The sequence below is a fragment of the Nostoc sp. genome (assembly GCF_036917755.1).
GTDB lineage: Bacteria > Cyanobacteriota > Cyanobacteriia > Cyanobacteriales > Nostocaceae > Nostoc.
The window spans coordinates 45,788-72,402 of the sequence record NZ_JBALFC010000020.1; the positions used below are offsets into that span (position 1 = coordinate 45,788).

General features: G+C 41.1%; 24 protein-coding genes, 1 rRNA gene and 1 pseudogene. 10 read left to right on the forward strand and 16 right to left on the reverse strand.

What is annotated here, in order from left to right:
* Positions 1 to 8: 8 nt before the first annotated feature.
* Together V7L05_RS07185 and V7L05_RS07190 are read right to left on the reverse strand one after the other, a co-directional pair.
* Positions 9 to 2,660 (reverse strand): PAS domain-containing hybrid sensor histidine kinase/response regulator, encoded by a 2,652-nt coding sequence (locus V7L05_RS07185; protein ID WP_335163155.1) that lies wholly within the window; start codon positions 2,658 to 2,660, stop codon positions 9 to 11.
* Positions 2,661 to 2,815: 155 nt separating this feature from the next.
* Positions 2,816 to 3,517 carry a rhomboid family intramembrane serine protease gene (locus V7L05_RS07190; protein WP_335163204.1) on the reverse strand — a complete coding sequence of 234 codons (702 nt, stop codon included), beginning with the start codon at positions 3,515 to 3,517 and terminating at the stop codon, positions 2,816 to 2,818.
* 209 nt (positions 3,518 to 3,726) lie between these two features.
* Between V7L05_RS07190 and V7L05_RS07195 the strand changes: the two genes are divergently transcribed.
* Positions 3,727 to 5,859, forward strand: a complete 2,133-nt coding sequence (locus V7L05_RS07195) for a tetratricopeptide repeat protein (RefSeq protein WP_335163157.1) — start codon at positions 3,727 to 3,729, stop codon at positions 5,857 to 5,859.
* A gap of 398 nt (positions 5,860 to 6,257) precedes the next feature.
* On the opposite strand, the gene V7L05_RS07200 is transcribed toward V7L05_RS07195, so the two are convergent.
* The 6 genes from V7L05_RS07200 to V7L05_RS07225 form a co-directional block, all read right to left on the reverse strand.
* The gene (locus tag V7L05_RS07200) at positions 6,258 to 8,033 is read right to left on the reverse strand and encodes a serine/threonine-protein kinase (protein WP_335163159.1); all 1,776 of its coding nucleotides are present in this window, start codon (positions 8,031 to 8,033) and stop codon (positions 6,258 to 6,260) included.
* A 250-nt stretch (positions 8,034 to 8,283) separates the two neighbouring features.
* On the reverse strand, positions 8,284 to 9,837 hold the full coding sequence (locus V7L05_RS07205) for a YcjF family protein (RefSeq protein WP_335163161.1): 1,554 nt from the start codon (positions 9,835 to 9,837) through the stop codon (positions 8,284 to 8,286).
* Between the two features lie 354 nt (positions 9,838 to 10,191).
* Positions 10,192 to 10,431, reverse strand: a complete 240-nt coding sequence (locus V7L05_RS07210; protein ID WP_335163163.1) for a type II toxin-antitoxin system Phd/YefM family antitoxin — start codon at positions 10,429 to 10,431, stop codon at positions 10,192 to 10,194.
* Between the two features lie 92 nt (positions 10,432 to 10,523).
* Positions 10,524 to 10,859, reverse strand: coding sequence for a XisI protein (locus tag V7L05_RS07215; RefSeq protein ID WP_335163165.1), 336 nt, complete (start codon positions 10,857 to 10,859; stop codon positions 10,524 to 10,526).
* Complete coding sequence (locus V7L05_RS07220) at positions 10,847 to 11,263, reverse strand: element excision factor XisH family protein (protein WP_335163167.1); 417 nt, start codon at positions 11,261 to 11,263, stop codon at positions 10,847 to 10,849. Before V7L05_RS07220 ends, V7L05_RS07215 begins: the two co-directional genes overlap by 13 nt.
* Positions 11,264 to 11,431: 168 nt before the next feature.
* Positions 11,432 to 11,584, reverse strand: a complete 153-nt coding sequence (locus V7L05_RS07225; protein WP_335163205.1) for an element excision factor XisI family protein — start codon at positions 11,582 to 11,584, stop codon at positions 11,432 to 11,434.
* Here V7L05_RS07225 and V7L05_RS07230 point away from each other — a divergent pair.
* Together V7L05_RS07230 and V7L05_RS07235 are read left to right on the forward strand one after the other, a co-directional pair.
* Positions 11,572 to 12,381 carry a hypothetical protein gene (locus V7L05_RS07230; RefSeq protein ID WP_335163170.1) on the forward strand — a complete coding sequence of 270 codons (810 nt, stop codon included), beginning with the start codon at positions 11,572 to 11,574 and terminating at the stop codon, positions 12,379 to 12,381. The two genes, V7L05_RS07225 and V7L05_RS07230, sit on opposite strands and share 13 nt — an antisense overlap.
* Complete coding sequence (locus tag V7L05_RS07235) at positions 12,374 to 12,736, forward strand: hypothetical protein (protein ID WP_335163172.1); 363 nt, start codon at positions 12,374 to 12,376, stop codon at positions 12,734 to 12,736. The genes V7L05_RS07230 and V7L05_RS07235 overlap by 8 nt, the downstream gene beginning before the upstream one ends.
* Before the next feature lie 43 nt (positions 12,737 to 12,779).
* Here the strand turns inward: V7L05_RS07235 and ahcY are convergent, their stop codons facing one another.
* A complete protein-coding gene (gene ahcY / locus V7L05_RS07240; protein ID WP_335163174.1) occupies positions 12,780 to 14,057 on the reverse strand; it encodes an adenosylhomocysteinase in 1,278 nt (425 codons plus the stop codon).
* 383 nt (positions 14,058 to 14,440) lie between these two features.
* Here ahcY and V7L05_RS07245 point away from each other — a divergent pair, with 383 nt between their 5' ends.
* Together V7L05_RS07245 and V7L05_RS07250 are read left to right on the forward strand one after the other, a co-directional pair.
* A complete protein-coding gene (locus V7L05_RS07245) occupies positions 14,441 to 16,099 on the forward strand; it encodes a mechanosensitive ion channel family protein (RefSeq protein WP_335163176.1) in 1,659 nt (552 codons plus the stop codon).
* A gap of 119 nt (positions 16,100 to 16,218) precedes the next feature.
* Positions 16,219 to 16,647, forward strand: a complete 429-nt coding sequence (locus V7L05_RS07250; RefSeq protein ID WP_335163179.1) for a (2Fe-2S) ferredoxin domain-containing protein — start codon at positions 16,219 to 16,221, stop codon at positions 16,645 to 16,647.
* 40 nt (positions 16,648 to 16,687) lie between these two features.
* On the opposite strand, the gene V7L05_RS07255 is transcribed toward V7L05_RS07250, so the two are convergent.
* Complete coding sequence (locus V7L05_RS07255) at positions 16,688 to 17,224, reverse strand: nucleotidyltransferase family protein (protein WP_335163181.1); 537 nt, start codon at positions 17,222 to 17,224, stop codon at positions 16,688 to 16,690.
* 195 nt (positions 17,225 to 17,419) lie between these two features.
* Between V7L05_RS07255 and V7L05_RS07260 the strand changes: the two genes are divergently transcribed.
* Complete coding sequence (locus tag V7L05_RS07260; RefSeq protein ID WP_335163183.1) at positions 17,420 to 18,703, forward strand: plasmid pRiA4b ORF-3 family protein; 1,284 nt, start codon at positions 17,420 to 17,422, stop codon at positions 18,701 to 18,703.
* 301 nt (positions 18,704 to 19,004) lie between these two features.
* A complete protein-coding gene (gene cobO, locus V7L05_RS07265) occupies positions 19,005 to 19,682 on the forward strand; it encodes a cob(I)yrinic acid a,c-diamide adenosyltransferase (RefSeq protein ID WP_335163184.1) in 678 nt (225 codons plus the stop codon).
* Positions 19,683 to 19,830: 148 nt separating this feature from the next.
* Here cobO and V7L05_RS07270 read toward each other — a convergent pair whose 3' ends face one another.
* Positions 19,831 to 21,297 (reverse strand): HlyD family secretion protein, encoded by a 1,467-nt coding sequence (locus V7L05_RS07270; protein ID WP_335163186.1) that lies wholly within the window; start codon positions 21,295 to 21,297, stop codon positions 19,831 to 19,833.
* Between the two features lie 162 nt (positions 21,298 to 21,459).
* Complete coding sequence (locus V7L05_RS07275) at positions 21,460 to 21,927, reverse strand: MarR family winged helix-turn-helix transcriptional regulator (protein WP_335163188.1); 468 nt, start codon at positions 21,925 to 21,927, stop codon at positions 21,460 to 21,462.
* Positions 21,928 to 21,942: 15 nt separating this feature from the next.
* On the opposite strand from V7L05_RS07275, the gene V7L05_RS07280 reads away from it, so the two are divergent.
* Entirely contained in the window at positions 21,943 to 22,083 is a 141-nt protein-coding gene (locus V7L05_RS07280; protein WP_335163190.1) for a hypothetical protein, read from the forward strand.
* A gap of 60 nt (positions 22,084 to 22,143) precedes the next feature.
* On the opposite strand, the gene V7L05_RS07285 is transcribed toward V7L05_RS07280, so the two are convergent.
* The gene (locus V7L05_RS07285) at positions 22,144 to 23,016 is read right to left on the reverse strand and encodes an S-methyl-5'-thioadenosine phosphorylase (RefSeq protein WP_335163192.1); all 873 of its coding nucleotides are present in this window, start codon (positions 23,014 to 23,016) and stop codon (positions 22,144 to 22,146) included.
* A gap of 137 nt (positions 23,017 to 23,153) precedes the next feature.
* Here V7L05_RS07285 and V7L05_RS07290 point away from each other — a divergent pair.
* Positions 23,154 to 23,279 (forward strand): annotated as a pseudogene (locus V7L05_RS07290) (zinc ribbon domain-containing protein); the annotation flags it as partial.
* 35 nt (positions 23,280 to 23,314) lie between these two features.
* On the opposite strand, the gene V7L05_RS07295 reads toward V7L05_RS07290, so the two are convergent.
* The 3 genes from V7L05_RS07295 to rsmA all read right to left on the reverse strand — a co-directional run bounded on the left by V7L05_RS07295 (position 23,315) and on the right by rsmA (position 25,593).
* Positions 23,315 to 23,644 (reverse strand): DUF3082 domain-containing protein, encoded by a 330-nt coding sequence (locus V7L05_RS07295; protein ID WP_335163193.1) that lies wholly within the window; start codon positions 23,642 to 23,644, stop codon positions 23,315 to 23,317.
* Positions 23,645 to 23,690: 46 nt separating this feature from the next.
* Positions 23,691 to 24,644 carry a 4-(cytidine 5'-diphospho)-2-C-methyl-D-erythritol kinase gene (gene ispE / locus V7L05_RS07300; RefSeq protein WP_335163194.1) on the reverse strand — a complete coding sequence of 318 codons (954 nt, stop codon included), beginning with the start codon at positions 24,642 to 24,644 and terminating at the stop codon, positions 23,691 to 23,693.
* 100 nt (positions 24,645 to 24,744) lie between these two features.
* Positions 24,745 to 25,593 (reverse strand): 16S rRNA (adenine(1518)-N(6)/adenine(1519)-N(6))-dimethyltransferase RsmA, encoded by an 849-nt coding sequence (gene rsmA / locus V7L05_RS07305; protein ID WP_335163195.1) that lies wholly within the window; start codon positions 25,591 to 25,593, stop codon positions 24,745 to 24,747.
* A gap of 928 nt (positions 25,594 to 26,521) precedes the next feature.
* Here rsmA and V7L05_RS07310 point away from each other — a divergent pair.
* A 16S ribosomal RNA gene (locus tag V7L05_RS07310) occupies positions 26,522 to 26,615 on the forward strand; the annotation flags it as partial.

Sequence of the window (26,615 nt, forward strand, 5' to 3'; positions counted from 1 at the left end):
CTGCTATATCAGCTTCCTTTAATCAAATCAACGATCGCCTTTACCAATACATCTGGATCTACTGGTTTGGAAATATGCATTTGAAATCCTGCTGCTAGTGCTTGCTGTTGATTCATTTCCCCTGCATAGGCTGTCAGAGCGATCGCAGGTACTAATCCTCCTTGTTGAGGCGATCGCGATCGCACTTCCCGCATCAGCATATAACCGTCTGTTTTTGGCATTCCAATATCGCTAATTAAAACATCTGGTATCGACTCAGACAGCGCTTGTAATGCTTCCTGTGCTGATGCTACTGCGGTCACTTCCACGCCGTAGTCTTGCAAAATAAAGCTAATTAAGTCGCGGATATCGGGTTCATCATCCACCACCAAAACTTGAGTGTCCGAAAGCAGCGAGGATTCCGGCTGAGAATCTAAAGACTCATTCTCTTCACGTCGAACCTGTTCACTTCTGACCAAAAGCGGTAACTCAACAGTGAAGGTTGCACCCAATCCTTCTCCAGGACTTTCGGCTTGAACATTTCCCCCATGCATCTCTATAAGCTTACGCGCGATCGCTAATCCTAAACCTAGTCCACCAAATGTTCGGGTAGTTGTGCTATCAGCTTGGCGAAAGTAATCGAACAGATAAGGCAAAAAGTCTGGCGGAATTCCCTTACCTGTATCGCTGACTTGAATTTGAGCTTGCTTATCAACTTCCATAAGTCGAACTTCTACCCGTCCTCCTGTTGGTGTAAATTTTACAGCATTGGAGAGCAAGTTCCACACAACTTGTTGAAGTCGATTTGAGTCGCCCATCACTTGTCCCAAAGTGGGATCAAATATGGTTTGAATTTGAATTGACTTAGCTTGTGCTGCTAATTTTACTGTCTCTAGAGCTGCTTCAACTACCATTACCAAGTTCACTGGACAGATATTCAAGTTTAATTTTCCTTGGAGGATGCGAGACACATCTAACAAATCTTCAATTAGCTGGGTTTGTAACTTGGCGTTGCGTTCAATGGTTTCCAAAGCGTGGTTAGTGGTTTTTTCATCAAACTTACGAGTCCGCAGCATTTTCGACCACCCCAGGATGGAGTTGAGTGGGGTTCGCAGTTCATGGGAGAGAACCGCCAGAAATTCATCTTTGATTTTGTTGGCGATTTCTGCTTGTTGGCGTGCTGTCCGTTCTCGTTGGAGTAAATTAGCGTATTCTTTCTCTACCAATTTGCGATCGGTAATATCCAGTACAAAAGCAACACCATTATCCTTGGAGTCATTCAGTAAGGCTTTCCCCAAAACAATTGGTACTCGTTTTCCGTTGCGGTGGATGTATTCTTTCTCATAAATTCTGCAAACTCCAGTGGCTTGCACCTCCAAAAGGGCGCGATCGTCTAAATGCTTATACTCCACAGGAGTAAGTTCTTTCCAATTAAATCTATCTAAAATGGCAAATTCATCACGAGTGTAACCAGCTAGTTGAAGAAAGGCATCATTGGCATCAATAATAAAGCCATCCACATTCCAAAAAGCGACGCCGATCAGATTAGATTCAAACAAACGCCGAAATCGCGCTTCACTTTCACGTAATATCTTTTCTGCCCGTTTGTGTTCTGTAATATCACGACAAACAGTAATTACACCGTCAATAGTTTGGTTGCAATTCCGTAATGGTGTGAGGATGTATTCATAATAATGCACCCTATCGGCGCTAATATATTTACACTCATCCTTGATTGGCTGCCCAGTTTTCATCACAGCTTGTCGTTGATTCTCTACCTGCTCTACAATGTCTGCGGGGAAACCCACTTCTTGCAAAGTCTTGCCGATAATATCCTGGGGTTTTAAGCCTAATAAAGTAGCTCCATCACGACTGACATATTGATAGCAACCTGTGCGATTAAAGATATAAATGTGATCGACTGATGCGGTGAGGATGGCATTTAAAATATTTGCCTGTTCTTGTACTTGGCTTGTTAGTTCGCGAGTACTTTCTACTGCCTGCTTGCAGACAGTATTTTCCATACAAACTCCGATCATTCGCACCGCTTGCCCCTGGTCGTCATAGATAAATTTTCCCTTGGCAGAAATCCAATGTACACTTTGGTCTAATCGAACTATCCGAAATTCATCGTTGTAGTCAGTCTTTTGCCCTAAAGCCTGGGTGATCCCTTGCATTACAGATTGCCTGTCTTCAGGATGAACGCACTTATGAAACACCTCATAAGGGCTGTCAAAACTACCTGGAAGCACACCAAAAAGCACATCATAATTTTCAGACCAGATGACTTTATTGGTAAGAATATTCCAATCCCACAAGCCCATCTGGGAAACCTCTAGAGTTAGCCTCAGCCGTTCTTCACTCTCCCTTAGGGAGGCTTCTACCTGCTGTCGCTGTGCAATTTCTTGTTGGAGTTGCTGTAAAATTGCTGCCGCATCTGTTGGCAGATTTAAGGCTGTGAATGTCCCCTGTTCAAGATGACATTCAATGTCATGCTCGACAACTTGAATCTGGGGATTTTGTGCTGCTATTGCCAGTTTTTTTTCTAGTTCTGCTAATTGTTCCTCAAGCGCTGCTTGCCTTTGTTGATAAGATATCTCTGATTGCTCTAACTCAGCTACACGTTGCCGCATAACTGCTAATTCATCAGTGAGTTGAAAGTTAATATCAACATTTGGCATCTTGCTGTACACCGCTTATACTTAATAACACCAACTTGAAGAGTAGGCATCCGCTACTTTTACTATGGATTTTTCAGCTAAAAAATGTAATCCCTCAAAAGGCACATAAACAATTCAAAATTTACGCATTCAAAATTTTAAAATACAACTTTTGTTTATCTCTTCAATCGCATAAAACCTGCACCAATCAATAATCCCACAACCTGCCCCCAGAAGACAACACCCGATTGATTTACGCCAAAGGGAGGAATATTTAAACTGCCAATACCATAAAATAATTGCTGCACAAACCACCAAAATATATAAAAAAAGGCTGGGAGTTGGATGGGGATATACACGATTATTAGCGGCAAAATTGTGTCAATTTTAGCTTTAGGAAACTTCATAATATATGCTCCTAAAATAGCTGCGATCGCGCCATTGCCCCCAATCAATGGTACTGTCAAACTCGGTTCAGCTAAAATTTGGACAAAAGAAGCGATCGCGCCAGCAGCCAGATAAAATCCGAGATAGCCTCGATGTCCCAGAATATTTTCTACAGTCTTCCCAAAAACCCACAAAAATAGCAGGTTTCCCAATATTTGACTAAAACTGCCATGTAGAAATATTCCCACAAATAGCGAAAATGTTCGCCACACTACAATTATCCATGCAGCAGAGTTGTTGAAGAAGAGTGCATTTGTAATTGCCCCACTAATCTGGGCTGGAATCAGACCCCAACTATTGACAAAATAGCCCAATTCACCACTAAATTCTAGTTGAAGTTCCCATAAAAATACAGCAAGATTAATGCCAATCAGCCAGTAATTAATAATTGGCTTATTCCGACAACGAATATTATCACTAATAGGAATCATATGAGTTAGGGGCATTGGGCATGGGGCATGGGGCATGGGGCATGGGGCATGGGGCATGGGGCATTGGGCATTGGGCATTGGGCATTGGGCAATAATCAATAGTTCTTCTTCCCCTGCTTCCTCATCTCCCTCATCTCCCTCATCTCCCCACTCCTTAACCTGTGGCAAGATTGAAATCAGATCGCATCGCACTTAAGTAGGCAAACGAGATGCTGGGAAACACACTTGTAGGAAGATACCAAATTATTAGCAACTTGGGAGGTGGGGGTTTTGGTGAAACTTTTGTGGCTTGTGATACTCAATTACCCGGTTCACCTTTATGTGTCGTTAAGAAACTCAAACCCCAGGCAAGTGATCCTGTAACTTTGGAGACAGCTAGGCGTTTATTTGATACAGAAGCACAAGTTCTATATAAATTAGGAACTCACGATCGCATTCCCCAACTTTTAGCTTACTTTGAGGATAATGCTGAATTCTATCTCGTACAGGAATTGATTGAAGGTCACGACCTGAGTCAAGAATTAACACCAGGTAAAACCCTAAGTCAAGAGCAAGTAATTTCAGTTTTACAAGAACTTTTGACAATCTTAGAATTTGTCCATCAACAGAATGTAATTCACCGTGATGTCAATCCCCGAAATATTCTCAGACGCCAACCAGATGGCAAATTAATCTTAATTGATTTTGGTGCAGTTAAACAAATTGCTACTCAAGTGATTACTCCCCAAGGTCAAACACAAGCTACTGTTGCTATCGGTACGCCTGGATATATTCCTAGTGAACAAGCTCATGGTACGCCAAAATTAAGTAGTGATATCTATGCTGTGGGAATAATTGCTATTCAAGCTCTGACTGGATTATCACCAGAGGAAATAGTAAAAGATGCTGATACTAATGAAATTATCTGGCATAATCAAGCCACGGTAACGCCAGAATTCGCTCAATTCTTAGATAAAATGGTGTGCTACGACTTTCGGCAACGCTACCCTTCGGCAACAGTGGCATTACAAGCGCTGAAAGAGTTAACACTACCACCTGTTGCCACAATAGCGTTAACTCCTATTTCTCCACCGAAAAATATCAGCAAACCTCAACCGAAAAAAGGTATATTGGGTAAAATTTTACTAACGATATTTTTAATTGGTGTTAGCGGAGTAGCATCAATATTGGTTTTGAATCACATTAATTCTAATAACGCCATAGAATTATCTAAACAAGGAAATACGCTTTTTGATTTGCAACGCTATCAAGACGCGCTAGAAGTATATGAAAAAGCAGTTAATATTAGACCAGATTATTCTCAAGGCTGGAATGGTCAAGGCAAAACGCTGGATAAATTAAAAAAATACAAAGAAGCATTAGCGGCATATGATAGAGCAATTCAAATTCAGCCAGATTATTTAGAAGCTTGGATTGGACGGGGTTTTGTCTTAGGAAATTTACAACGATATCGAGAAGCGATCGCTTCTTTTGACAAAGCCTTAGAATTAAAGAATGATAACTCAGAAGTCTGGAATGCTAAGGGTGAAGCTTTCAGTAATTTAAATCAATATGACCAAGCAATTCAATCTTATGAAAAAGCGATTGAACTCAAACCAGATAATTACGAAGCTTGGTATAAAAAAGGATTAGCTTTGCAGAATTCTCAGCGATATGAAGAAGCGATCGCAGCCTATCAAAAAGTTGTTGATTTAAAGCCAGACTACGAGCAAGCTTGGTATAATTTCGGGAATGCTTTAGTGAATTTGCAACGCTATAAAGATGCTTTTACGGATTATGATAAAGCCGTGCAATACCAGCCAAATTATTATCAAGCTTGGTTATCAAGAGGTAATGTACTGCTGAATTTACAACGTTATCCAGAAGCAATTGAATCTTTTAATCAAGTAATTAAATTAAATCCTGGCAACTATCAAGCATGGTATAATTTGGGCTGGTCGTCGCATCAAACACAACGCTATGTAGAAGCAATAAAGTATTATGATAAAGCCGCAAAAATTAAGCAAAATGACTATAATTTATGGTATAATATGGGGAATTCACAATACATATTGCAGACATACGAAGATGCGATCGCGTCTTATGATAAGGCAGTTCGTTATAAACCAGACCATTCTGAAAGCTGGTATAGCAGAGGTAATGCCCTATTAAATTTAAAACGCTATCAGGATGCGATCGCTTCTTACAATCAAGCAATAAAATACAAGCCTAATTATCAACAAGCAATAGACGCCCGTAATCTAGCTCAAATTCAACTGCAAGGCGAAAAATCAAAGCCTGTAATCGTCGTGCCAATCATCCCAGTTCCTAATCTTAATAATCCACCGCAGACAAGACCCTAAGCATCGATTCAGTAATCAAAAACCTAACCCCCCAGCCCCCTTCCCTACTAGGGAAGGGGGAGAATTTAAAGCCTTTTTCCTTGCAAGAGAGAGGTTTTCTAGATCCCGTGAAAAGCTTAAGCCCCTTGTTTAGTTAATGGGACTTGGACAAAAAACACCCATAAAAAAGCCTCAAATCTATATACAGAGAGACTTTGACATCGTTTTGCTTGGTTGATTGATATATCTGGGTTTGAGCCGTTTTTGAGCATTTGATGTATTTCCCTTACCCTGTATGGGTTTGAGGCTTGTTTATCCCTAAAAAATGTTTAAGTCCCGTTAATTGAGAACACGCGTAGGGGCACAATATATTGTGCCCCTACAATGACTGTATTTCATGCATCTAAAAATTACTAAAGCTAGCGAATATTCACTTCTTGCAGATAATTTTCTTCCTGAAGATATTCAACCCTAGTAACTGAGTTTTTGGGAACAAATGAATTTATTCTGTTTACAGAAGCTACCTTTTGATTGTCAATCCGCAGGCGCTGTTTTTGAGTATACTCATTCAATTTGACTTGAGCTTGAGCATAAACTAAAGTATCTTGGGGAATATTTCGGAGAAATTTTACAGCCCGATCAAAATCACCAATAGATGCTTGTTTGTAGGCTTTTTTTAAAAAGTAGGCTGCTCTGATTTGCCGCTTTCGATTGTACTCAGCCAACTTTTCTTGAACTAAAGTACCAGCATGACTTTCTTGAGGAATTTGACGCAGATATTGTAATGCACTAGAAAAATCTTTTTCCCTAGCTCTTTCGTAAGCTTTGGCTAATAAATCTTGCGTCTGTGTTTCAATGTTGATCGATGCTTGCTGAACTAGTTTACCTGTTTTAGATTGCCAATATAAAATATTTGGAACTTCAGAAGCAGCATGAAGAACATCTGACCATCTGCTCTCATGAAAAGCTGTTTCAGCTATTTGATATTGCTGTGCGGCTACTTGCCATTGCTGTTGCCATTCTTCGATTGTCGCTTGCGCTTCTGGATAAACATTACTGTGGGAGGGAATTGATTTAGCGAGTGCGATCGCCTCTTGCAAATCTCCTGCTTGATATTCTTGGGTTGCTTTATATAAAGTATCTGTTTCTGAGTATGCAGGTGAACTATTAACTAAAGAATATACACCAAATCCCATTAATAAAGAATTAGCCGCCAGTCCTACTTTCATTCCTGTTAATAATGGCGATAATTTCCTAGATGCCGGATTCTGAGGATTATCATTTTCAATCGCCGCCTTTAGGAGAAATTGAGAATCTGCTTCTAATATTTCTGATGGCTGAGTTTCCCATATTATTTGTTTGAGTACCCGCAGTACCTCACCCGCAGACTGAAAGCGGTTTTGGTAATCGTAGCGGATCATTTGGCTGAGAATAGCAGCTAGATAATCGTTAACTGGCGTGTTTTGAGAACGCCAAAAAATTTCATTATTATTAGCATAAGGATCAGCTTTTAATTGTAATGGTTCTAACCCTGTTAAAGCCTGAATAGCAATCATACCCAAAGCATAAATATCACTGTTGGGCTGTGTTTGTCCAATAAATTGCTCTGGCGGTATATATCCCAATGAAGTGACGGGAATTCTATAAATGGGCAATTCCGCACCTATGCCAAAATCGATAGACTGGATTGAGCCAAAGTCAATCAAAACTAACTTGCGATCGCTATTACGTCTGATCAAGTTTTCCGGTTTGATATCGCAATGGATAAAGCCTTGAGAGTGAACAGATTCTAGAATACCTAAGACATCTATCAGAAATTCTACAACTTCGCTTTCAGTCCATAGACATCCCCACTGTTGATTGATGGGCAATTCCGCAGTCAGTGCGTGTCCTTCAATACACTCTTGCACTAAATAAAATTGCTCGTTTTCTTCAAAGCAGGCGATGAATTCAGGAATTTGCTGATGGCTTCCCAGAAGCTTCAGGGTTTGGGTTTCAGTCAGAAACAGTAACCTCAGCATCTCCAAGTAACCGGGTTCGGAACTGCTAACTTTAATCTGCTTAACAACGCATTTGGGATTCTGTGGATAATCTACGTCCACGGCAATATATGTTTCTCCAAACACCCCTGCACTAAGGGTTTGGACAATTTGGTAACGCCCTTGTAGTAATTTACCGATTATGTGGTAGGTCATGACCTGGTTACTCAGTAAGTCCTTTTGTTTAGATTTACTGGCATTTTCTCCAGTTTCCGGAAAGTTTTAAAAATAATTGAAGAAGAATTTTGATACCTTGAATGCAAGTTTAATTTTTTAAGTATTTTTACGTACAAGAGCAGTGTGTGAGTGTCTGTTATATCATGTCTGTAGAATTAGTTATGATTCCATAGTCATTCCACCCCACCCCTTAATCCCCTCCCCGCCGGCGGGGTGGGGTTCTTCGGGTTTAACTATTGACTTCTTCATCGTGTTCAACTACTTCAGATTTATCTGTTAACGGCTTTACTACCCGCGCGATCGCTTCTTGAATAAAAGCCTTGATAAATTCATCTCTGCGATTAATTTGAAACTGTCGCTGTACAACTTCCGTCATCCCACCATCACCCCAATCTTGATCGTGACGAAAATATTCAATAAAACTTTTACCAGCAATTCGCGTTAAATAAGCTGCCGTTACACCTTGAATTGCTCTACCAATAATAAAGGTGGCAACATTCAGCTGCAAAGCTGTAGATAATAATTGAATTGCTCCTTTAACAATGCCTAAACTAGCGATCGTTTTCGCTAAAGAAAGGGCTAACTCTCGTCCCCGTTCCATATTCAATTCACAGCCGTACACTCTGCCAATTTCCACAACCATTTGAGCATTAACAGCAGCTGTCGCCAATAAATCTACAACTGGTATAGGTGTGACTGATACTACACCAGCACCAATCCACTGAAACCGTTCTACGATTTTGTCAGCTTGACGGCGACGCTGGCCATCGATGAGTTTTCGCGCCTCGTCTCCCAATCGCAGAGATTGCAAAAGAATGTTATCCGCCACCAAATCTTCGCCTTCAGCCCGTAAAACAGTAGCCGTGCGCCGCAGCAAAGGAATAATATCCGGTTCCGGCTGGAAAGTTTCGCCAGTTTCTAGTTGTGCAGATTGGGGATTAGCAGCGATCGCTACCACATCATTAGTAGCAATAAATCCCCGTACCCGTTGGCGCAATCTAGCGAGGATGGCTTCTTTATCTTCATCTGTATATAAATCAGTTTTATTAAGCACCAAAAGCGATCGCTTACCAATTTTTGCCAATCCCCGTAGTGGCTCATATTCTGAGCGCCGTAAGTCATTATCCACCACAAACAACAGTAAATCTGCTTCTGTTGCCAGTTCTCGCGCCATTTGTTCCCGTTCCGTTCCCGCCACCCCTGCTTCTAAAATCCCCGGCGTATCTGTAATTAAAATCTTGCGTTCTAATCCCTTCAACCGTAAACAATAGGTTTCCCCAACTTGGGTTGTACCCATCGGTGCATCCACTTGACCAACCATGCGTCCCATAATCGCATTAACTAGGGAAGTTTTACCAGCACTCCCGGTACCAAATACCACTACTTGAATCTCACGCCGTGCTAAGTTCGCTTCAATCTCCCGCGATTTACTTAATAAAGCTTGACGTGCTACTTCATCTTGAATTTGCCCTACCTGTTGGCGCACAGCCTGGAGAGTTGTAGAAGCAGCGTCAGATTTGCCAGCAGGAATTTGTGCCGCAGTCACTCGCTTCGGGTTGCGGCGCGATCGCTTTTCCCCTGATTGAATCACCAATACATAATAAACGAAAGCGGCAACCAACGCTCCGATGAGGATAATCAGCAGCAACAGCAGTAAATTGCCCAGCAACGGCGAATAGGACAATTGCCAATAGAGGCGCGATAGGGAATCAATTAGCCATAGGGCTAGCCCCAAAATGACGATCAGACCAACAATCAGCGTTACTATGCGTGACAGAGGCATGGTTGGGAAAGATTAGTGGGTATTCAGTAGGTAGATGCTTCTAATCTTAATAGTTTAAGTATTTTTTACCAGAGTGCTAGGAAGGTGCTTTTGAGCTTCTGAGGTTGAAACTTAAGCCTTTGAGTCCATCATAATTGGAAAACTGAGTCGGAGCGATCGGCTTTTAGAGAAAAATCAAGTAAGTCAATCAGATAGATTATTGTTGCGTAGGCGTAGCCCGCCGCAGGCATCGCTGAGAGTGAGCGCTGATTATTTAATGTTGAAAAAAAACATACTCTTATGCACTTTTAAAATGTCTAGGCTATTCTAGATTTTGAGTAACCCATAAGAAAATATGGGTATCTAATAATAGTTTCATTTACCTCCAAAACTATTTAAAATCTCTTCAGATAAGGGACTATCAAAATCATCTGGAACAATGAACTCACCAGCACATAAGCCATCAGGTCTAATTTGTTTAGAGGTGGGTGAAACTTGTTTAATTTCTGCAATAGGTTTATCTGCTTGCATGATAATAATACTTTCTCCTGCTGCCACTTGTTGAAGATAGCTAGTTAGATTTCGCTGGATTTCATCAATTGTTACGGTTAACATGAGATGTGTATGTATGAATATTTCTAGTATATCAACTTGAGAGTTTTAAGTTATAGCAATTACTATTCCAGATTTAGCAGCAGTTTTTAAGCTTAATTAACTGCAAATTCAGTATACTGTCTGATATCGGCTGGTTGGAAGGCGAGAACAATTTGATTTTTAGGAATACCAGCGTTAACAAGTTCGTTGGCCATACCGTATTCTGTACCGTCTCTTTGAATCCAGATTTTGTCGTTGATAATATCAATATGAACTAAGCAACCATGTACCCGTTGATTATTTTCCCAGCCGAGTGTTAGTAGTAGGTAATGGTTCGCGCTTTGGTCTATAATTAGTTGTCTTTCTAATTCTCCGTAAGCGTAGGGGAGTTGGGCGTATTCGGTTAATACTTTTTGAATGATTTGGCGATAATTATCTAAGGTATCCATTGCAGTACCACCTCTCGTTTTGAATCGAAGACAAGTAAACAAAGGCGTTGATTTTCTAATAATATTTTACCAATTGGTTCTTGAAATAGTTCTGAGTAGGTTTCTTGACGAATAGCCAGATACAAGCGGCGGTCAGATTCTAAGCGAGCGAGAATATCGTAATATAAGATATATTGCCCTAAAGCATTTTCTAGGTCGGTGACTGGAGAAGCACCTATAAAGCTTTTAATTTCGACTGCTATTTTATCTCCGCTTTTTTCGGCGGCTATGAGTTTTTCTGCACCTAAGTCAATATATAAATCTCTTGTACCCCATTTGAGAATAAATGGATCTTTGGTGATTTGCCAACTATCTTTTTCTAGGGCATTTCTAACGGCATTATGGTAAGTGTCTTTAGCTGGCATAGGGCTAAATTTATATTACAGTATATACTATATTAATTTGGATAAGTTGCGTCAAGCGAGAGAGATGGAAGTTGAGATTTATCATAAATAAATAATAAGCTATACTAAAAATTAAGTAATTATTATAAAAATTATGACTAACCAAACAAATGCTCCTCCTGCTGTTGATTATTTTCCCAGCAAGGGTGTTAGTAGTAGGTAATGGTTGGCGGTTTGGTCTATAATTAGTTGTCTTTCTAGTTCTCCGTAAGCGTAGGAGAGTTGGGCGTATTCGTTTAATATTTTTTTAATTATTTTGAGATAGTAATATGGAATTAAAATTTGTAGAACCGAAGCTTAAAAAAACAGTTAATCAAATTTGGAATACTTTAATTAAAATAAAAAATTATTGTATTGCCTCATCACTTGATGATCTCAAAAAATCTTTTAAGTCTCCACATTTAACAATTAATTCCCAAATATGGATGTTCAATGATCAATCAATTAAAAACTTGCGGGATTTTATTGATACTATTTATTTTAAAACTATTTATATAAATAACAAAACAGAAGAAGTTGCGACTTATGATACTATTTATAAATCTATACGAATAGAACTTGAATTAGAAATTACTAACATTAGTCAAGGTATTAATAAGAGAGATTTTAATAATGTACTTACAGATATTTTTTCTCGTATATCTGAACAAATTAAAAATTTTGAATGCTTTTTCATTTTAGATGGTTTAGAGTTGCAAGATATAAATCAAATATCTTTTGGAAATATCAAGATAGTCAAATTTGATGACGATTTAACAGATGAATTTTGTCAAAGTAGTAGTAGTATAATTAATCCTTCGTATGCTGAACATATGAAAAAAAATATTGAAGATAATTTTCTGAATAAAGTAGTGATTATATGTTCAGCTTTTGGCGATTCAAATAAATTAGAGGAAATTGTAAGGTCTAAATCTAAAGAATTAATAAATTATTTTAGATATGTAATATGTGTTATGGCACATGAAAGAATTTCTGAAAATATGATTAAAATAAATATTGCTTCTGAAGCTTATATACAAACTGAATATTGGTTGAGAAGAGAAGTTAACAATAATACAAACCATTACAGAATTGGCTGATAAAATTGAGAAAATATTAGAAGAAACAAGCACTTGCCATTCAATGAATACAACTGCTGAAAAAATGATAATTGCAGCAAAAACTATTGAACATATAGAAAACAATTCCCACTTGATGCAGGAAATTATTAATGTAATAAGACAAGGTGCTATTACGGATTTGGCAAAATTACTTGATCATCCATCTGCACCTTTTTTAATTGTGGCTTTAGAAACTTGTCATAAAAAAAAAGAGATAGGCTTTGGCTTATCACCAAAAAATAAACTAATCAATCATCAAGTTTCCGAAGTCCAAGAATTGATATACTCAACTTCCTCCCTTTGCGTCTTTGCGCGAAACACAAAAAAGGGATAAGCCAAAAAGCCTATCCCCAAAAAAATCAATTAATCAACTAATATCAAGTTCCAGTAGTCCAGGAATTGATGTACTCAATTTGATCTGGTGTTAGGCTATCAATCTTAATTCCAATAGCCTCCAACTTCAAACGAGCAATTTCTTGATCCACATCAATAGGAATTGAGTGCAAACCAGGTTCTAACTTACCTTTATTCTTCACTAGGTATTCAACAGCTAAAGCTTGGTTAGCAAAACTCATATCCATAACCGCGCTGGGATGTCCTTCAGCCGCAGCTAGGTTAATCAAACGTCCTTGTCCGAGAACGACAACTGATTTACCAGTTGTCAACTTATACTCTTCAGTGAAAGGACGCACTTCCTTAATTTCCTTAGCTTGAGAAGCCAAGTATTTCAAGTCAAGTTCAATATCAAAGTGACCAGAGTTACAAACGATCGCACCGTCTTTCATCACATCAAAATGCTCGGCGCGAATTACGTGCTTGTTACCAGTAACTGTGATAAACAAATCACCAACTTTAGCAGCTTCTGCCATTGGCAGGACGCGGAAACCATCCATTACGGCTTCAATTGCCTTGATGGGGTCAATTTCGGTAACAATCACGTTACCACCCATACCACGGGCGCGGAGGGCTGTACCTTTACCACACCAGCCGTAACCAACTACGACAATGTTTTTACCAGCCAGCAGAATATTCGTGGCGCGGATAATGCCGTCTAGGGTCGATTGTCCAGTACCATAGCGGTTATCAAAGAAGTGCTTGGTATCAGCATCGTTGACGTTGACGGCGGGGAAGGTGAGAACGCCATCTTTGAACATGGCGCGGAGGCGCACAATTCCGGTTGTGGTTTCTTCAGTGGTGCCAATCAAATCGGCGATTTGGTGTTGGCGCTCTTGGATTAATGTCGCAACCACATCGCTACCGTCATCAATGATGATGTTGGGGCGGTGATCTAGGGCGATTTGGACATGGCGGCTATAAGTTGCGTTATCTTCGCCTTTTTGAGCAAAGACGGGAATTTCATGATCGACGACGAGGCTAGCGGCTACGTCATCTTGCGTTGATAAGGGATTGCTAGCAATTAAAAGCGCGTCTGCACCACCGGCTTTCAGAGCGATCGCCAAATGTGCTGTTTCTGTTGTAATGTGGGCGCAAGCGACAAGGCGTAAACCAGCGAAGGGTTTCTCGATAGCAAAGCGATCGCGGATTTGCCGCAAAACTGGCATTTCGCGTCCAGCCCATTCAATGCGCTGTCTTCCCAAGGCAGCTAGGCCGAGGTCTTTAACCTCGTGCTTTAATCGGGGAGAAATTGCGGTCATCAAAAATTTCCTCAAAAAATTAAAAAAGGTACGTAAAATTTACGCCCTCTACTAGGTTATTCTACTACTGGCAATTTTTGCTTGAAAGAAAGCAAATAAATAAATTAGTAGTTAATATTCCTCAAAACTAGCATAATGTCAACTTCATCCCCAGGTTCTTCTTTTTTGTTTTATCTTTAGTAGGAGTGAAACTATTCTCAGCCTTGCTTAATGATTATAAATACATTGTCATCTGTCTAAAGATAGATAAAAACAAAAAAACATCAAAATTTCATCATCTCCAGGGAAAACCTTAACTTTAGATAGGTACATCTACCGAAAGTAATTACGGAGGATAGTTATAGAAGTAGTCGCTAGTAGATTTTACTCAAGGAGGTGTTTGAGTGCGATTTCAATTTTTGGCGATCGCTAGTTCAATGGCTATAGCCGTTGTATCTGTGCCAAAAGCCACAGCCCAAATTCCTTTTTTACCGCAGCTGCAAGCTCCCAGCAGTGTGAGTAATGATTCAAATGATAGACTTGTTACAGGCTGGATTTATTTAGATGGTCGTCGGTTATTTCAGATAGCGGCATCAAAAGCCAACTTTCCTGAGCGTTCAGAAGATATTCAAAAGAAGTTGCAGAAAATTGGCCAAAATTACTTTCAGTCACCACCGAAAACAGCAGTCAAGGTAGAAGTTCGGAAAGTAAACGAACTACCAGTAATTTATGTCAACGGTCAATATTTGATGACCATCACTTCTGAAGATGCTGGACTGCGACAGGTAGATATGTCAACATCGGCAAATCAAGTGGCCGAATCGTTACAAGAAGACTTGCAACAAGCAAAGCAAGAAAGACAAACTCAATTTTTAATCGACCAAGGTAAAATTGCTGCGGGCATCGGACTGGCAATGATTGTCATGAGTTGCGGGGTATATAGTTGGGAACAGCGCTCCAAAAAGAATTTATTAGATCCCCTTTCCTCCCAACCCCCCAGAGGAACTCTAAACTCCCCAATTTCACCAGCAGTAGCAGCAGCTCAACCAATTGCAACACAACTGAATCAACGGCAAAAGCAGCATCTCCAAGAAGTCAAAAGACGATTGTTTCAGCTAACTCAAGCCGGAATTTGGGGAGGTGGAAGCTTCTTTATTTTGGGTCTATTTCCCTATACACGAGGGTTTCAGGTAGGAATTCTCACAGCCGCCCAATTTCCTTTGCGATTAGGTGTTGTGTTCCTAGTAACCTATGTAGCGATCCGTTTGACCTACGCCTTAATTGAGCGCTTCACCAGCAGTCTGATCAGCAGTGGTGCTTTATTGACTCCAGAAAGTTCTGAACGGCTGCAACTGCGAGTTTCCACATTTTCTGGGGTGACTAAAAGCATTGCTACTGGTATCTGCGTCGGAGTAGGCTTCTTGCTAGCGCTGGTGTCCTTGGGTATAGATATTGTTCCCTTGCTAGCGGGTGCCAGCTTAATTGGTGTTGCAGTGTCTCTGGCCTCGCAAAACTTAATTAAAGATGCGATTAACGGTTTCCTGATCATTCTAGAAGATCAGTATGCTTTAGGCGATGTGATTAGTGTCGGAGACGTGGGAGGCTTAGTAGAAAATCTGAATCTGCGGATGACCCAAGTCCGGGATTCTGAAGGGCGCTTGATCACGATTCCAAATGGTGAAATTAAAGTTGTTGCCAATCTTTCTAATCGTTGGTCACGAGCCGATTTAACGGTTCCCATCGCTTACCAAGCCGATACAGAAAAGGCTTTGAAGTTGATTGAAACTGTTGGTTTGGAGATGAATCAAGAAATGCAATGGCAGCCTCAAATTTTGGAACCGCCGCAAGTTTTGGGAATAGATCAATTTGGCGATCGCGGTTTGATTATTCGGGTCTGGATTAAAACACAGCCTCTCAAACAATGGGATGTCGCACGGGAGTTTCGCCGCCGCCTGAAAATCGCATTAGATCAAGCCGGAATTTCTATTTCTGTACCTCAACAAGCAATTTGGGTCAATGATGATCATTTGTTAAATTTTCAGGGGAATGGCAAAGCTGATTAGAAATGCGAATGAGGCTCATGTCCTCTTCAGCGCTGATTCTTGCTGGAACTAGATGATCAAATAGAACAGATTAAAGGGGAAACTTATATTATTCTGTCAGAGAAATAGTGGGGTCGTCCATGAAGAAACTGATCCGGCGGATTAAGACATTGCTCCGACGTATCCTCAAGAGGTTTTCAGCCAATTCTCAGCAGACATCGCCCCAATGTTCACCCCTGAGTTCTCGCCCATTTGACACATCTATTCCCAGTGTTTCTCCCCGATGGGAGTCTGGTTTACTGCTTGTGTGTTCACAATGTGCAAACGAGCAATCCGGCTCAACGGCTTCCGAAGACTTAGAGAATTGGTTGAAATCTCGTTTAAAATTTGAGGGATTATGGGGTGAATTTCGGGTTGTCAGCACCAGTTGTTTAGGGGTTTGTCCACGGATGGGCGTTACTGTCGTTTTTGTAAGTAATAAAAGTGGCGGTAATAGTCCATGCTTAATTGTAAATCCCCAGAGCGATCGCGAACTTCTCTACTCATACATGAAACAGAATAAAGGGTGACTTCAAGGTTTGCTAACGCTTTCATAACCCGACTGTAACTTTACGCCAACCGCAGATAAGGACACTTTTGTAAAAACCCAGATGCCTTATTCTCAGCATCTAGATTATGAGTATGTGCTGGCGTAGGTCGAATAATGCCAGCAAATAAGTCATCTAACCCGTAGGGAGTAAAAAATTGCCATTGGTTTTGGGCATCTAGTCGAACTCCCACAGCAGTAGCAGTGTGCAGCCAATCTGCGATCGCATCCTCTGTACTAGTATAAGGTCTGCTGCCAAGTCGCCAACGAGCAAAACTGGCTTGATTTTTGACATCAAACTCGTCATGAGGAAATAGTTTTGTGAGAGTCACCTTTGCTGCTAGTTCTTGGGAACGATTCCCCTCTATATCAAAGAACGCAATATCAAAATCTTTAATACCTAACCCACAATTATCGCCAAAAATTGAATGCCAAACGGTGTTTCGGACTGCACCTCCGGCTAACCACCAGCTAGGTAGATTTAGTTGTGCGATCGCTCTTAATACTATATCAATACGTGTATCAGCTAAAATTATCTGTAGACGAGTGTTACTATTCATATCAAATTCCTGGGATTGTCAACTAGAAGGTGAAAATATTATCATTCACATTTCACTAAGCTTACGGTGTTGATAGTCCTGCGGTGACACTTGGCGGGTCAATGTTTTTTAGGGTAACTGCTGAAGTCATAGTATAAAGAGAACAGGGTTTTACGGAAGGTTAAATTGTGAATTTAAAATTTAGAATTTTTATTTATGGAAGATTTATTTGCGCGGCTAGAACGCACACTCAATCCTGAACTGCCTTCCCTAACAGATTCACAACAACAACTTCTACAAGAACTCAGCATTGATGAAAATCAACCCGGTACGATTCTGCATGACTTTCAAACTCTGATAGATTTATTACAACCAAATGGAGTGGAAGTTAGTAGTGTTAATAACCTTCTACCGCTAAAAATACTATCAGAACTTAATTCTCAGTTAAGTCACCCAATTGAAATTAAACTCAAACGCCCCGTACAGAAATCATACCCCTACATTAATGGGCTATATCTATTATTACGCAGTTCTGGGTTAGCCCAAATTAGATCGCAAGGTAAGAAGCAAATTTTAGTTTTAGACGCAGCCACCTTAGAATCATGGTCAAATCTCAACCCAACAGAACGCTATTTCAACTTATTAGAAGCCTGGTTAATTTGGGGAAATAACGAAATTTTGGGTGAACATCAAGACTCATTTGGCAATTTATTTAGATGCATTCAACTTTGGCCTCGCGTTCCAGATAAAGGTTTAGAATTTCCTAAATATGAAAACCAACAAGATATTAGTTATTACCCCGGTCTGCATAACGTTGCTCTGTTAGAGTTATTTGGATTGTTATCTATCAAACATGGAAAACCACAAGAAGGCAAGGGGTGGCGCATTACTAGTTTACAACGCTTACCCTTTGGTGATGCTCTGTTGCAATTACTCTTTCCATTGGGTATACGAGGAGAATTACAGGATGAGGTAAATGTAACTTTCGGAAAATTACAATCACATTTTCAACCATTTTTTCCAGAATGGGAGCATAATTTACTTGTTCCCAAGCAAGGCTTTACTGATGGTATATATGTTTTTAAAGTGTCCATTTCTAAGGCTTGGAGACGCATTGCCATACCAGCGAAAAAACCATTAAGCTGGCTAGCAGAGACAATTCTTGATGCTTTCGATTTTGATTATGATCATCTGTACGAATTTAGTTATAAAGACCATTTTGGTCGCATAATAAAAATCGGTCATCCCTATATGGAAACACCCCCATTTGCAGACCAAGTGCAGATTGGTGATTTGTCTCTGGAACCCAGTGCTAAAATGAGCTATCTTTATGATTTTGGTGACAACTGGAAATTTGATGTGCAGTTAGAAGCAATTAATCCACCTGATAACAAAATTAAAAAAGCAAAAATTTTAGAAGTTCACGGAAATGCACCTCAACAGTATTGGAGTGAAGAGGATGAGGGGGATGAGGGGGATGAGGGGGATGAGGGAGAATAATAATTTACTTTTTTCCTTATGTACCAACACTTCCCAGACAAAGTTTTTTTAGTAAAGTGCTTTAATCAACCGATTAAATTCTTTAAATAGCAATATTGGATTCAAATTATAACTTTTATCTGTATATCATATAGTTTTACATAGTTGTCTGGCAATGATGTTAAAAAGCTCACGCTTTATCAAAATTGTTACGTGAAATCTTACTGGACACATCCAATCATCTGATTTTCGCTAAATCAGATAATCATCATCGTTTTGGTTCATTATCCACATTTTTAACAATTATTTGCAGACAAGTTTGATGACAAACGACACACCACAAGAATTGAACCCAGACCAAGAAATTGGGCGCTTGATTGATGAGGTAATGTCTTCATCTCTGACTGATGAACAGTACCGCAAAAAGATGCAGCGACGCAAAGAAGTCCAAGATAAGCGCATCGCAGAAGCTGTACCAGAAAAAGGGTTAATTATTGTAAATACTGGTAACGGTAAGGGTAAAACTACTGCGGCGTTAGGGATGGTGTTACGATCGCTAGGTCACGGGTATAAAGTAGCGATCATCCAATTCATCAAAGGTAGCTGGGAACCTTCCGAAAAAAGGGTTTTCAGCTATTGGGAAGACCAGATAGAATTTCACGCAATGGGCGAAGGCTTTACCTGGGAAACTCAAGACCGCGATCGCGATCTTGACAAAGCTAGCGCCGCGTGGGAAAAATCATTAGAATACATCCGCAACCCAGACTTTCATCTGGTATTGTTAGACGAAATCAATATCGCCCTCAAAATGGCTTACTTACCAGTAGAAGACGTTTTAGCAGGTTTGGCGCAAAAACCAGCTAACAAACACGTTATTCTCACAGGTAGAGGCGCACCGACTGCTTTAATTGAGCGTGCTGACCTCGTAACCGAAATGACCCTAGTTAAGCACCCTTTCCGCGATCAAGGCGTGAAGGCGCAACCAGGAATTGAGTATTGACATCCTCCCCACCCTATAATTACTATTCAAAACAGCACTTTGCGATCCATTATTATTTTTCTCTCGTTGTATGAAACCACCCTGCCTCTCGAAGAGCGGGGAGGGGTTGGGGGTGGGGTTCTTTATCGGTAATTTCGCGGACATGGTATTACTTAACTTGCACAGCAACTTCCGCAGACATCCCCGGAGTAATCCGCGATTCGTACCCTTGAATGCTCTTTTGGTCGAAAACTATTTTTACTGGGATGCGTTGGACAACTTTAGTAAAGTTACCTGTAGCGTTATCCGGTGGCAATAAAGCAAACTGAGCGCCGGAAGCTGGGGAAACACTGTCAACACGACCAATAAAGGTATGATGAGGGAAAGTATCCAGCTTGATTTCTACTGGCTCTCCTGGGCGCATCTTTTCTAATTGGGTTTCTTTGAAGTTTGCAACTACCCAATATTGGTTATCCACGATCGCCATTAATGGTGTTCCCGATTGGACTCGGTTACCAACTTCTACGGTTTTTCTGCCTATTCGTCCGGCACTGGGGGCGCTAACATTAACATAAGATAGTTGCAATTGTGCGTTTTTGAGCGATGCTTCTGATTGCGCGATCGCCGCTTTTGCCGCTTCGTATTGACTACGTTTTACTGTCGTATCTTGTCCGCCTGCGGTAGCTTGTTGCAATCCTCCCTTAGATGCTGCCAATTTAGCTTGGGCATTGGTGACATTTTCTTGGGCTTGTGCTAATTGAGACTGGGCTTTGGCGACACCAACTTTGGCGGAGGATAACTTAGCTTGGGCTTGTTCTACTCCCTGAATAGCGGCGTTTTTTTGTGCCGTAGCCACATCATAAGCTGCCTTGGCTGTATCTAATTGCTGACGAGGAATTGCACCTGTTTTATACAATTCGTTGTAACGATTGTAATCTGTTTGAGCTTTTTCCAAATTCGCATTTGCTTGCGCTACCTGCGCTTGGGCGGCGGGAATCCCCGCTTGGGCTAGTCTGACTTCAGCTTGCGCCGCCGGTATCCCAGCTTGGGCTTCTTGTACTGCTGCTTGGGCTGTGGAAATTGCTGCAACAGCACTGCTGACATCTCCCTGCGCTTGACTTGTCTTACCAGTGGTAGTTTGTGAAGTTAAGGCAATATTTGCTTGGGCGGCTTGCGCCTGACCACGCGCATTTTCTAGGGCGGCTTGTGCTTGTTGTACCTGACTTTGATAGTCCCGTGGATCTAACTTGACTAACAATTGTCCCGGTTGCACCAGTTGGTTATCATTCACCAGCACTTCACTTACAGTTCCGGGAATGCGGCTACTAATTTGGTGAATGTTTCCCGCAACGGTGGCGTTGTCTGTTTCCTGGTGGGTGGAGGCGTATTGCCAGTAGTGATAACCAAAAGTACCTGCCGCGAGCGCACCCACGCCTAATGCTGCCAAAATCAAACCAGTCGGTTTTTTCCGCTTCGCTGGAACTTCTTTCTCGATCTCAGGAATTACAACAGGTGCTTCTGCTGTTGCGGATGTCTCTGCTGTCACAACTTCTAAAGTCTCTGAATCAGGAATCACTTCTTTTTCTAAAATTGGGGTCTTGTGTCCGTTGCGTCCGTTCAAAGTATTAGTGCCCATGATTGTTAACTCGCTTGTTCGTTGAATAATTTGATTGATAGTCGTTTATTTAGAATGCGTAGTATTTTCGGAAAAAAATCCTTATTTCCTTAGTATGCGTAATATTATCTCAAAACAAATCTTTACAGCACCTCCCCCGGTCGGGTGATTGTGAGATCATCTTTAGGAGAGATTAGCGATCGCCCGATTCAAGATTTGGGAAAACAGTTCTCGGTCAGCAAAAGAAATACCGTCCATTGCTTGATCACGCACGGCTGCGGCGATCGGCGGTAAGACAGCTTCTAGTTCCTTACCTGCATCCGTTAGCCAGATTCGCCAGATGCGGCGATCGTGGGTGTCGCGTTCTCGACGCACCAAGCCGCGTTCTTCCATCCGATCTAGTACGCCTGTTAAAGTCCCTCCCACTTGTTTGAGTTTGTCCCCAATACTAGAAGTAGGTAAACCATCTTCTTGCCACAAACAGCACAACACTAACCAGTGAAATGGCGTAAGTCCAAACGGTTCTAGCTTCTCAGTAAACTTGCGACTGAGCAGTTGTGAGACTAATTTGATTCTGTAGCCTAAATTGTATGGTGCCAGATTTTGCTGCCACGACTCTAAAGCTGGGGAGTGATTAGATGTAGAAACCATTTAAAAATACTTAGTATGCGTAATATTATCTTAACTGGACTAATTAGATTTAGCAACAGTGGCTTTTTATCGCTCTTAGGGAAGAAGTTGAATCAACTGGTTTTCTTTGACTGTAGCTTTTTCAAATCTGGTGAGAAACTGCGATCGCCTGTATGATTTCAGATTGATGGTGCATCACCAATAGCCCATCGTAGCGATCGCATATTCATACTAATACTACAGATACTTCTGCAACAATAACCCTAACTTTTCCTTCGTTGCCGTTGGTGCTTTATCTAACTGAGTCAAAATCGCATATTTTAACGCCGAATGCGCCTCACTTGAAGGTGGATTTTTACTCAACCGCCGCACAGTTTCTTGAATCACCTTTTGAGCATTCACAGCATTCCGCAGCAAATTGCCAATCACCATTTCTACCGTTACACCGTCATGGTCTGGATGCCAACAATCGTAATCTGTCACCAGTGCTAAAGTTGCATAAGCAATTTCAGCTTCCCTTGCCAACTTCGCCTCTGGTAAATTCGTCATGCCAATGATTGTTGCACCCCAACTGCGGTAAAGATTCGATTCTGCCTTAGTGGAAAAAGCCGGCCCTTCCATGCACACATAAGTACCGCCGCGATGGAGAGTAACTTCTGGTAAATTGAGAGATGCGATCGCATCTGCCAACACAACAGCTAAGTTCTTACAAATCGGATCACCAAAGGCAATGTGAGCAACAATTCCCTCACCGAAAAACGTTGAAATCCGATTTTTTGTCCGATCAATAAACTGATCTGGCACCACCATATCCAGTGGTTTCGCCTCTGCTTTCAAGGAACCCACAGCACTAGCTGAGATTAAATACTCCACACCCAATTGCTTCATCGCATAGATATTAGCGCGAAACGGTAACTCAGAGGGTAAAAGCGTGTGATTGCGGCCATGACGCGCTAAAAAAGCTACCCGTGTACCATCCAAAGTCCCCAGAATCAAAGCATCAGATGGTGAACCAAAGGGGGTCTGAACTTCCACCTCTTCGACATCTTGGAGCGCGTCCATTTTATACAGACCGCTACCACCAATAATCCCAACACTAGCTTGAGCCATGATTCTAAACTCGTTCCTTTCTGATCTGCTAAGTTATTTTATCGAAAAGGGGAGTAGCAGAAAAGGCAGAAAATAAAGCGATGTTTACTACGCAATATTTGAATTAAGTAAGTCGTTGGAAATAAACCAAATTATGTTACGACAAGATATTTGGTACATGGGCTGTAGCTGTTCCACCCCATTACACATCGCAAGACTGTTCTGTTTCTGGGACACGAGTTAAAAAGTCATTATCTACTCGTACTCACAAGTGCCATGAATGTGCAACAGTCAAATCAGAAATAATTTGACAAAATTCCTAGTTTTCACTACTTTTTTCTTTGGTCAACTGCTGTATTAATAATTGCACTCCCAAAGCCAACAAACCAATTGCCACTATACCAAATATTCCACTTCCCAAAGCAACTACGCCAACAACCAAAGTCCGAACAGCAGAAGAAATCTTCACCACTAATGGATTAATTGAATGGATCGGTTTAGTAGCAAAATTTGTAGCGGTCGCAATCATCAGCGAATACGCTGCAAATCCCATTCCTCCCGAAATCACCGCCCCAGTAAAACAGCGTAACGGACTTGCTGTCATCTGTACTTTAGTATCTGTTTGTGGTGTTAAATTTTGGTCATTCATCACATTTTAGATTTTCGATTAGAGCATTAGGAATAATTCTATTTATTTAAACTGAAGATACCACCTGAATCCCATGTGTAATTGTCCGAGTCACAAACAATTCTAAGTCTTCATCAATAATTGCTTCCCTCACTTGCAGCTTAACTTGTTCTGCCTGCTGTTGAGACTCAAAAAGAGCAAATACTGTTGGCCCAGAACCAGACATCATTGTTCCTAAAACACCTTCTTGATTTACAAACACTTCTCGCAGTTGCAAAACTTGGGGATAGGCTGGCAATACCACACGCTCTAAATCATTGTGCAGTTTTTGGGCAATTTCTCCCGTATTTTTATCCAGGATAGCTTTTACTATTGATCCTGAATGAACTGCACTAGCGCGGGCTGCCAAGTTGTCACTATCTCTAATATAAGAATTACTAAACTGCTGTCTATAGGTTTTGTATGCCCAAGCGGTGGAAACTTCCAGGCTGCGGTATTTTGCCAACACTATATATATAGTATCCAAACTTGGCAGAGGAGAAAGTTGCTCACCTCTACCTGTGGCGATCGCAGTTCCACCCGCTACACAAAATGGTACATCTGAACCAAGTGTGCCTCCTAACTCCTCTAATTCTGACTGAGTTAATCCCAATTTCCACAGTAAATCTATCCCCACCAACACAGCAGCTGCATTCGTCGAACCCCCAGCCAACCCAGCAGCTACAGGAATCTGCTTGTTGAGTGTAATCTCCACGCCCCCATATTTAGCAAAGGCTTTAGGAAATTGCCTCACCATTAATTCTGCCGCGCGGTATGCCAGATTACTTTTATCTGTCGGTACTTGTGGGTGGTTGCAGTGAACAACTATGCTGTCAGTACTGATGGAACACACATTAATTTGGTCTGCTAGACCAATACTCTGAAGTATCATGGCTAACTCGTGATAGCCATCGGAGCGGTTGCCAAGGATTTCCAGATATAAATTGATTTTAGCAGGGGCAATTAGGCTGTAGGAACGCATTTTGAAAGTTAGAAGTTAAGGGTTATGGGTTGCTAGTTGTGAATGGGCGAATTTTGGGTTTTGAATCAAAGCAATCATTTACATATTCACTCTTAACTCCTCACTCCTCACTTTTAACTCCTAACTCATTTGCTAGGATTACCCATTGCTGAACGCTGAGGTCTTCGGCTCTGGCTTGGGGATTTATTTCTAATTGTTCCAGTAAGTGGCTCAGGCGATCGCGTTCAATAACTGATTGCAAATTATTTCGTAACATTTTGCGCTTGGCACCAAACCCCAACTTTAAGAAATTCTCTAACTGTCTTGGGTTAAGTGCTGGTATTTCTATTTTTCGGGGGCGCAATCGCACCACTGCTGAATCGACTTTTGGCGGTGGATGGAATGCGGCCGCTGGAACTGTGCAGATTAACTCACACTCAGCCAAATACTGTACCCGCACACTCAACGCCCCAAATGCTTTTGATCCTGGTTTAGCATACAACCTTTCTGCTACTTCTTTTTGTACTAGTAACACTATTGAGTCAAATGGTTCAGGGTTGGGGTTAGCGATCGTACCCAGTAGTTTCTCAATGATTGGCCCCGTAATATTGTAGGGAATATTGGCCACTACTTTATTTGGCTGTTGGAAATTGGCAAAGGCTACCAGATAAGATGGTAAATCCAGAGAGAGAAAATCGCCTTGCAGCAGTAAAAAATTTTCAGTCTTACCAAGTTGCTTTGCCAATAGTTCGCATAAGTCGCGGTCTATTTCAACTGCAACCAGAGATTGCACTAAGGGTAATAAACGACGAGTCAGAATGCCGGTTCCTGGTCCAATTTCCAGGATGCGATCGCCCTTAGCGTTAGCAGAGCGATCGTTTTCTTTACACTCTGCTGCTTGAATAATTGCGTCGAGCGCCTTTTCACTTTTGAGCCAATGTTGAGCAAAGACCTTACGCGGTCGGATCATCTGTATTTCTTGCCTAGTCTAGTTTTTAGCTTTTTATCAAAAATTCTGGTTAAAAAATCTGATTGGACAATTATTATGGCGATATCTTCTCTGAGAGAGGCAATGCCAACAGCAAGGCTTCTCTACCAGATGCTGCGAGCTTGCTTCCCCGTAGAAGTACGCCAACGCACTTAAACTTCTGGATTGATTACAGTAATTTTTCTTTTTTCCACTTCCTCAAATTTCTTGCTCATAATCTTGACAAAATTACTACTTTATAAATTGTGAAATCCGTCTACAGCGCTAGACTCACTGTAACGGATCTTCATATAAGGGACTGCCTATCTTTTCTACGAAACGCTCCGCAAACGTAGTGGTAGCGATCGCGTAGCCTCTTCGACTACTCGAATGTCGATACAAGCGCCAACTGTAGGATGAGAGTCTTAGAGCGCAAGCTCCGCAACAATTATGATCTTATATAGTTAGTTCGAGCATTTGGATTCAGGTAAATCCCTCCAGCAACACTGCCCCTGCGTTTTTCGATAATTATTACCATAATCACTCAATTTCCATCATCTCCTATTTATGGAGACTAACTAGCAACGTGCATTATTCATACAGGAAGGTTTAGCTACTTCGCTTTCGCCTCTCTCCTGTTGCTTAACCCATTCACCTGAAAGTAATGCCAGTCAAGAGATTTGCACTTTTAGAAAAAAAAATAATTTTACCCCTTGACAAACCAGGGGATGACTAGTTACTCTAGTTGAGTGGAAAGGCGACAGACGCCAACCACCGCTGAACCTAAAAAACATAATACTTTGAAAGCTTAAGAAAAAAACCAATCCTCGTCAAAAGATTTTACTTTTGGGAATTCCCAAAAAGATAATCGAAATTGTAACTAGGATTCCGGGAAATATTTTTTTTCGGAGCCGCAAACTCGAAACACAACAAAACGGAGAGTTTGATCCTGGCTCAGGATGAACGCTGGCGGTATGCTTAACACATGCAAGTCGAACGAAACCTTTCGGGGTTTAGTGGCGGAC

What these genes read in the sequence shown, in the direction of transcription:
- V7L05_RS07185 (WP_335163155.1), bottom strand. Translation starts at nt 2,660, where the DNA reads ATGCCAAATGTTGATATTAACTTTCAACTCACTGATGAATTAGCAGTT.
- V7L05_RS07190 (WP_335163204.1), bottom strand. Translation starts at nt 3,517, where the DNA reads ATGATTCCTATTAGTGATAATATTCGTTGTCGGAATAAGCCAATTATT.
- V7L05_RS07195 (WP_335163157.1), top strand. Translation starts at nt 3,727, where the DNA reads ATGCTGGGAAACACACTTGTAGGAAGATACCAAATTATTAGCAACTTG.
- V7L05_RS07200 (WP_335163159.1), bottom strand. Translation starts at nt 8,033, where the DNA reads ATGACCTACCACATAATCGGTAAATTACTACAAGGGCGTTACCAAATT.
- V7L05_RS07205 (WP_335163161.1), bottom strand. Translation starts at nt 9,837, where the DNA reads ATGCCTCTGTCACGCATAGTAACGCTGATTGTTGGTCTGATCGTCATT.
- V7L05_RS07210 (WP_335163163.1), bottom strand. Translation starts at nt 10,431, where the DNA reads ATGTTAACCGTAACAATTGATGAAATCCAGCGAAATCTAACTAGCTAT.
- V7L05_RS07215 (WP_335163165.1), bottom strand. Translation starts at nt 10,859, where the DNA reads ATGGATACCTTAGATAATTATCGCCAAATCATTCAAAAAGTATTAACC.
- V7L05_RS07220 (WP_335163167.1), bottom strand. Translation starts at nt 11,263, where the DNA reads ATGCCAGCTAAAGACACTTACCATAATGCCGTTAGAAATGCCCTAGAA.
- V7L05_RS07230 (WP_335163170.1), top strand. Translation starts at nt 11,572, where the DNA reads ATGGAATTAAAATTTGTAGAACCGAAGCTTAAAAAAACAGTTAATCAA.
- ahcY (WP_335163174.1), bottom strand. Translation starts at nt 14,057, where the DNA reads ATGACCGCAATTTCTCCCCGATTAAAGCACGAGGTTAAAGACCTCGGC.
- V7L05_RS07250 (WP_335163179.1), top strand. Translation starts at nt 16,219, where the DNA reads ATGAAGAAACTGATCCGGCGGATTAAGACATTGCTCCGACGTATCCTC.
- V7L05_RS07255 (WP_335163181.1), bottom strand. Translation starts at nt 17,224, where the DNA reads ATGAATAGTAACACTCGTCTACAGATAATTTTAGCTGATACACGTATT.
- V7L05_RS07260 (WP_335163183.1), top strand. Translation starts at nt 17,420, where the DNA reads ATGGAAGATTTATTTGCGCGGCTAGAACGCACACTCAATCCTGAACTG.
- cobO (WP_335163184.1), top strand. Translation starts at nt 19,005, where the DNA reads ATGACAAACGACACACCACAAGAATTGAACCCAGACCAAGAAATTGGG.
- V7L05_RS07270 (WP_335163186.1), bottom strand. Translation starts at nt 21,297, where the DNA reads ATGGGCACTAATACTTTGAACGGACGCAACGGACACAAGACCCCAATT.
- V7L05_RS07275 (WP_335163188.1), bottom strand. Translation starts at nt 21,927, where the DNA reads ATGGTTTCTACATCTAATCACTCCCCAGCTTTAGAGTCGTGGCAGCAA.
- V7L05_RS07280 (WP_335163190.1), top strand. Translation starts at nt 21,943, where the DNA reads ATGCGTAATATTATCTTAACTGGACTAATTAGATTTAGCAACAGTGGC.
- V7L05_RS07285 (WP_335163192.1), bottom strand. Translation starts at nt 23,016, where the DNA reads ATGGCTCAAGCTAGTGTTGGGATTATTGGTGGTAGCGGTCTGTATAAA.
- V7L05_RS07295 (WP_335163193.1), bottom strand. Translation starts at nt 23,644, where the DNA reads ATGAATGACCAAAATTTAACACCACAAACAGATACTAAAGTACAGATG.
- ispE (WP_335163194.1), bottom strand. Translation starts at nt 24,644, where the DNA reads ATGCGTTCCTACAGCCTAATTGCCCCTGCTAAAATCAATTTATATCTG.
- rsmA (WP_335163195.1), bottom strand. Translation starts at nt 25,593, where the DNA reads ATGATCCGACCGCGTAAGGTCTTTGCTCAACATTGGCTCAAAAGTGAA.